General features: G+C 51.5%; 4 protein-coding genes. 3 read left to right on the forward strand and 1 reads right to left on the reverse strand.

Going from position 1 to position 6,744, the window contains the following annotated elements; genetic code table 11:
• Positions 1-491: 491 nt before the first annotated feature.
• Complete coding sequence (locus tag RMO84_RS14480; protein WP_310489152.1) at positions 492-1,166, forward strand: DUF1345 domain-containing protein; 675 nt, start codon at positions 492-494, stop codon at positions 1,164-1,166.
• Between the two features lie 255 nt (positions 1,167-1,421).
• Positions 1,422-3,302: a penicillin-binding protein 2 gene (gene mrdA, locus RMO84_RS14485; protein WP_310489153.1), complete on the forward strand. Its 1,881-nt coding sequence runs from the start codon at positions 1,422-1,424 to the stop codon at positions 3,300-3,302.
• 286 nt (positions 3,303-3,588) lie between these two features.
• Here the strand turns inward: mrdA and RMO84_RS14490 are convergent, their stop codons facing one another.
• On the reverse strand, positions 3,589-3,786 hold the full coding sequence (locus tag RMO84_RS14490; protein WP_310489154.1) for a hypothetical protein: 198 nt from the start codon (positions 3,784-3,786) through the stop codon (positions 3,589-3,591).
• Positions 3,787-4,004: 218 nt separating this feature from the next.
• Between RMO84_RS14490 and RMO84_RS14495 the strand changes: the two genes are divergently transcribed.
• Positions 4,005-6,545: a mannose-1-phosphate guanyltransferase gene (locus tag RMO84_RS14495; RefSeq protein WP_310489155.1), complete on the forward strand. Its 2,541-nt coding sequence runs from the start codon at positions 4,005-4,007 to the stop codon at positions 6,543-6,545.
• Positions 6,546-6,744: the final 199 nt, after the last annotated feature.

The raw sequence follows: 6,744 nt of genomic DNA on the forward strand, positions 1-6,744 counted from the left end.
TATTCGTGCGGCGATCGCGTTCAGGCTCTAAGAGGATGTTTGGAAAGTCCAATTGCTACGTTTGCAGTGGGTAGATCCCCCTGCTTGTCTTGACGCATCGACCTGGAGGGAACCTCCAGGTCGATGCGTCGCTGGTGCAACGCACGCTGTAGGCGTTGGCGTTGGCGTAAGCCTGCCGTAGGCACAGCCTCTCCGGAGGAGATACGAAGCGAGACGTGTCGAAGACGGGAACCGCTCCCTTCGGGAAGGCTTCGCCAACAGCGCGTAGGGCTTTGCCCCGCCGAAGGCGTATGCATCCGCTTTTTAAGGGGGGCTAGCGGCTCGCGCACGCCTTTGTTCCCCGACGGTCTAGCGAGACAGCGACGCATCGAACGGGAGGTTCCCTCCCGTTTGTGTGCGTCAAGACAAGACAGGGGGGATCTTCCAGGGTTTACGAGTAATAATGTCTACTTTCCAAACATCCTCCAACCAATTCAGGCGATCGAATGTGAATGAAGTCTCTATCGAACAATAAATTCCCACACAAATTTAGCATTCGTCCTCGCCTGTGGATCTCGCTGGCGATCTCTGGGTTTGTGGCGATCTTATTACCAAATTGGCTGGATGTGACGACACATATTCTCTGCGCGTGGGATGCGATGATGATCTGCTTCCTGGCTCTAACCTGGCGATTGATGGTGCGCGCCACCCCCGAAATGATGCAAAGATTGGCTCTCAAGGAGGATGAAGGCCGGTGGATTATTTCGATTGCGATCGCGGTAGCTGCTTGTATCAGCCTGCTCGCGGTGGCCACCCTCCCCCATGACAAGCAAGCCGCCACAGGGATTCTGATGTTGCGCTTGGGGATCTCGATCGTCACAATTGTCGGTTCGTGGTTACTAGTCCACACGATTTTTACCCAACATTACGCCCATCTCTATTATCAGGGCGACAAAACCCTCGCCGAACGCCAATCTTCAGGGTTAGAGTTTCCCAGCGAAATCGAGCCGGACTACTGGGATTTTTTGTATTTCGCATTCGTCATCGGCATGACTGCACAGGTGTCAGACGTAAGTGTCACCTCCCGCCAAATGCGGATCTGGAGTTTATTTCACGGTATTCTGTCGTTCTTTTTTAATACAATAATTTTAGCAATCTCGATTAATATAGTCGCAGGACTGATTTAGGAAATCGATTGTAGTCGCGATCGCTAGCAACTAACAGCGCGTCAATCTACCGCGTGGAAGCTATCCCCGTCGATCGGATCGACAAGACAAGCCCCCCAGTTCCCCCGTCTCCCCTTCATGAAAATCCCCAATTCAAACGCCCTCGATCTAAAGTGCGGAATCCCCTACTCATCGAAATGACAGGGATCGGCTAAGATCCCAACATCTATACTCTGGTGCAGATTCGATCGGCCTCCTCAAGTTAAGCTTAAATTTATGCAGAATCGGTTCTCTGACAAAGTCTCTGGCGATCTTTCCGGCAGTGAGTTTGGTATTTCTGGTTTTTTTCACAAACATCGCACAGTCGGACAGGGGCGTCAAGCGTGGGTACTGATGACTATTATCGGACTGGTGTCGATCGGTGGCATCGGCTCGCGGCTGGCTTATCTGCAATTGAGCCAAGGCACCAAGAATCGACAAATTGCCGAAAATAATCGCGTGCGCACCGTGGCCAAACCGCCAGTACGCGGCAATATCTACGATCGCAAAGGCCGCCTCTTAGCTGGGAATAAATTATCGCATTCGATCTTTATTTGGCCGCTGGCGACCAAACGTGAGAATTGGCTCCAGACGCGCAAGCGAGTGGCAGAAATTTTGGATCTCGACGAAAACGCGATCGAAGATAAGATGACTGGCTCGCGGGTGAATTCGACCAACCGCGTCAGAATCGTCCGCGATCTCACCGAAGCCCAGATTACCAGACTGCAAGAATATGGAGCCGAAAAAGAAGGGATCGATGTCGATATCGAGTCGGTACGGTATTATCCCGGCGGCCAACTGGCGGCTCACGTCCTCGGCTATACGGGTGAAATGAACGATCGCGAACTGGACGAACGGCGATCGCAAGGTTATCGCTTGGGCGATGTCACTGGCAAAATGGGGCTAGAATCGACCCTAGAATCGCAGTTGCGCGGCGAATGGGGCGGCACTCAGGTAGAAGTAGATGGTAAAGGTCGATTGCAGCAATTCCTCGGTCAGAAGGTTTCTAAATCGGGTAAAGATGTCACCATCACCCTCGACCTCGATCTCCAGAAAGTTGCCGAAGAAGCCATCGGTAAAAACAAAGCCGCGATCGTGGCAATGGATCCGCGTACGGGCGAAATTTTGGCAATGGCCAGTCGCCCCGCTTTCGATCCCAATTCTCTCTCAGGGCGGATTTCGCCAGCAGTCTGGAAGCAACTCCAAGGCCAGGATCACCCCTTTGTCAACCGCGCCCTGCGCCCCTTCCCGCCAGCCAGTACCTTCAAAATCGTCACTACTACCGCCGCCCTAGAATCAGGTAAATTCAAACCCGAAGATCGATTGCAAACTTATGCTTCGATCCGGGTTGGCGGCTTCACCTTCGCCGATTGGAATCACGCTGGGTTTGGGGTAGTCGGCTTTCCGGGCGCGCTGAAATGGAGTAGCGATACCTTCTTCTATCAAGTCGGCCAGCGGGTCGGGGGGCCAACACTGATCGATTGGACGCGAAAATATGGGTTTGGCAAAAAAACTGGGATCGAACTGCCAGAAGAATCAAAAGGTCTAGTTGCTGACGATACCTGGAAACAGCTCAACTATAAAATGCCCTGGTCGATCGGCGATACGATCAATATGTCGATCGGGCAAGGTTTCTTACAAGCTACACCCCTCCAAGTTATTGGCATGTTTGCCGTGGCTGCCAATGGGGGCTACCACGTCAAACCCCATCTCGTCCAAGATGCTAGCAAACGCGAATGGCGCGAATCGATGCATCTCAAACCCACAACTGTTGCCACGATTCGCAAAGGTTTGCGCGAGGTCGTCGATGGCGGTACTGGCGCGGTGATGAATTCCGAGACAATTCCCAAGGCGGCTGGTAAAAGTGGTACCGCCGAAGCACCACCCGGCCCTTCTCACGTCTGGTTTGGTTCCTACGCACCAGCGGACAAACCAGAAATCGTCGTCGTCGCTTTTGGCGAACACACTGGCGGCGGTGGCGGTAAAACTGCCGCCCCGATGGTCTTAAAGGTGATGGAAGCTTATTTTAATAGTGGCAAACCTTTACCCGTGAAGGTAGAGAAGGATGGCGAGAAACCACCAGTCCAACCACAGAGAAGAAGACGCGCGCGGCGGTAAAGTGCTTAGTAAAGATCTAGGGTGCCCCTTGTGGGTACCCTCAGATCTACGCTTTTACTTCGATTGGTAAATTGTTAACGCGATCGAGGATCGCAGCCATCCATACCACAAGCCTCGATCGTCAAAATTATTCAGAGAAATTTCTGAACGTTAGCGATAGTTTTTCGATCGAAGCTATCTCCAAAGTGTACGGACAAGATACTATAGGGGCAATTCATGAATTGCCCCTATAATCGTGGTAATTGAGGTTGGTGTAAATGATGCTCGTCGCATTTAGCTTCAGATCTCAATCGCCGCCTTTTAAAGCCTTATTAAAATTCTGACGATAGGAAGCATTGACCACATAGCAAACCGGCCATAACAAAGCCAGCACGATCTTCGTCGGGAGCGTGCGTTGATAATTGGTGCGATTGAAGTTGCGTGAAAATCTCCAGACGCCATAGCCGTAGGCTCCAACCAAACCGATGACCACGAAATTCATCATAAGTCTTGCTTAAAATTTTGAGGGCTGACGATCGATACTAAAAATAGCTGGCGCAATTGTCTTATCGTGACCATCTACACTCTATTTTAACCCGATTCCCCAATCGATCGAGCTAGATATATTAACCTATGCGATCGCTACAGACACAGGTTTCAAAAATCGGATCGCAATTGTTAAGATGTATTGGGTGAAGACCCCCTAGAAAAAAAGATATGCAACTGCGAGCAGTATTGATGGCGGGAGGCTCTGGAACGCGGTTGAGACCTTTGACCTGCGAGTTACCCAAACCGATGGTACCAGCGATCGATCGCCCGATCGCCGAGCATATTATTAATTTGCTCAAACGCCACGGCATTACCGAAATTATTATCACCGTCCATTACCTCCCAGAAGCGATCCAAAATTATTTTGGTGATGGTAGCGATTTTGGGGTCAAAATTCATTATGCGATCGAAGCCGAACGCGCCTTGGGTACTGCTGGCTGCGTCAAGAATGTCGAGGAAATTTTAGGCGGGACATTTTTGGTAATTAGTGGCGATAGTCTCACCGATATCGATCTGACTGGCGCGATCGAATTTCACCGCAAAAAAGGTGCCAAAGCGACAATTATTTTGACGCAGATTCCCTACCCCGTGGATTTTGGGGTGGTAATTCTCGATGAAGATCGGCGGATTCGACGATTCTTGGAGAAACCTTCGGCGAGCGAAGTTTTCTCTGATGCGGTGAATACGGGGATTTATATCCTCGAACCCGAAATTTTAGACTATCTCCATCCCGATACCGAAGCCGATTTTTCTCAAGATTTATTCCCCCAACTGCTAAAGCACGACGTGCCCATGTACGGCTATATCGCCGAGGGTTACTGGTGCGATATCGGTCAACTCGATACCTATCGCGAGGCGCAATACGATGCCCTCCGGGGCAAAGTTAAGCTGGACTGGCCATTTCCCGAAACGAGTCCGGGGATTTGGATCGGGGCGAATACTTATATCGATCCGACCGCTCAGATTGAGGCTCCCGCAGTGATTGGTGCCAATTGTAAAATTGGGGCGCGGGTCAAAATCTCCGCCGAGACGATCGTCGGCGATAATGTCGCGATCGGTCGCGGTGCCAATCTCAAACGCCCGATTATTGGTAGCGGCTCGATTATCGGTGAGGATGCCCAGCTTCGGGCGTGCGTCCTCGCGCGTGGGGTGCGGATCGGTCGCGGTGCCCAAGTGCTCGAAGGAGCCGTTTTGGGCGCACTCTCGACGGTCGGCGAGGAAGCCCAAATCAACCCAAATGTGCGCGTGTGGCCGAATAAGGAAATCGAACCCCTCGCGGTACTCAATCTCAATCTGATTTGGGGACAGATCGCCCACCGCAATCTGTTCGCCCAGCGGGGCGTCCAGGGTTTGGCAAATATCGATATTACGCCCGAATTTGCTGTAAAGCTGGGAGCTGCTTATGGTTCTACGCTCAAGCCCGGAGCGCAAGTCACTGTCTCCCGCGATCAGCGCAATGTCTCGCGGATGGTGTCGCGATCGCTAATTGCCGGATTGATGTCGGTCGGGATCGATATCCAAGATCTCGAAGCTACAGCCATCCCCGTCGCCCGCAAGATTATTTACGCCTTGCGCCAACGTCAAGATGAAATCACTGTCAGCGGCGGGATTCACGTTAGATTGCATCCCGATCGGATGGATTCGATCTTAATTGAATTTTTCGACGATCGCGGCATTAATATCTCGACAACTCAAGAGAAAAAGATCGAATCGGCTTATTTCAAAGAAGATCTCCGCCGCGCGCGGATTCCCGAAATCGGCGATGTCAATCGGTTTTCGCAAGGGATGGAGATTTATAAATCTGCTTTCCAAAAACAACTGAATATCGACCTCATTCGTCATGCTGGTACCAAAGTCGTCGTCGATTACGTCTACGCCGTCTCTGGCGCGATCCTGCCGATTCTCTTATCCAAATTTGGCTGCGATGCCGTCGTCCTCAATGCCAGCCTCAGCCAACTCTCGCTAACTGCTAACGAGCGAGAAGCCTTATTAAATCAACTCGGACATGTCGTCGTCGCTCTCAAAGGTTCCTTCGGGGTGCAAGTCTCCGCACATGGCGAACAGCTCATCCTGGTGGACGAGGAAGGCGTGCCAATTCGCGGGGACATGCTGACCGCCTTAATGGTGCAAATCGTCCTCACAGCTTATCCTGGTGGCACTGTCGTCGTCCCCGTCCAAGTCTCCAGCGCGATCGAACAAATCGTCCGCCGTCATGGGGGCAAAGTCAAGCGCACCAAATCCAGCCCCACCGCCCTGATGGAAGCCTGCCAGCAGTTGCCGAATGTCGTCCTGGGCGGCAGCGGCGAAATGGGCTTTATCTTCCCCGAATTTCACCCTGGCTTCGATGCGATGTTCTGCATCGCCAAACTGATCGAAATGCTCACCCGCCAGGATCGATCTCTCAGTAGCATCCGCGCCGATCTACCCCGTGTCTTCTATCGCAGTCACTCCCTGCGCTGTCCCTGGACGGCCAAAGGCGGCTTAATGCGCCACATCCTCGAAAATCATCAGCCTGAATATTTAGATACCGAAGATGGTGTGAAAATCATCAATTATCAAGACGATCGTTGGGTGTTAATTCTCCCCGATGCTGGCGAACCATTAGTCCACATTTATGTCAATGGAAACGATCGCAATTGGGTCGATGAAACGATGCGCGAATACCGCCAACAAGTCCAAGATTTTATCGAACAATACCGCCAGACTAGTGATTGACGATCGAAGTCGATTGCTTATCATCTGCTGTTAAGATAACATCTGTAGATTAAACAATAGAGGGACTAAATCTATGCCGATCGTTGTGACCTTAAGTCCAGAACTGGAAGAACAACTACGAGCAAAAGCCGCCCGTCAAGGACAAGATATTAATCTCGTTGCGGCTGAATTATTAGCCAGCGTTCTTGAATGGGAAACG

This window comes from Chamaesiphon sp. VAR_69_metabat_338, assembly GCF_031423935.1.
In the GTDB taxonomy this organism is placed as follows: domain Bacteria; phylum Cyanobacteriota; class Cyanobacteriia; order Cyanobacteriales; family Chamaesiphonaceae; genus Chamaesiphon.

Excerpts from the sequence above, each read along its gene's own strand:
- RMO84_RS14480 (WP_310489152.1), top strand. The coding sequence starts at position 492 with ATGAAGTCTCTATCGAACAATAAATTCCCACACAAATTTAGCATTCGT.
- mrdA (WP_310489153.1), top strand. The coding sequence starts at position 1,422 with ATGCAGAATCGGTTCTCTGACAAAGTCTCTGGCGATCTTTCCGGCAGT.
- RMO84_RS14490 (WP_310489154.1), bottom strand. The coding sequence starts at position 3,786 with ATGATGAATTTCGTGGTCATCGGTTTGGTTGGAGCCTACGGCTATGGC.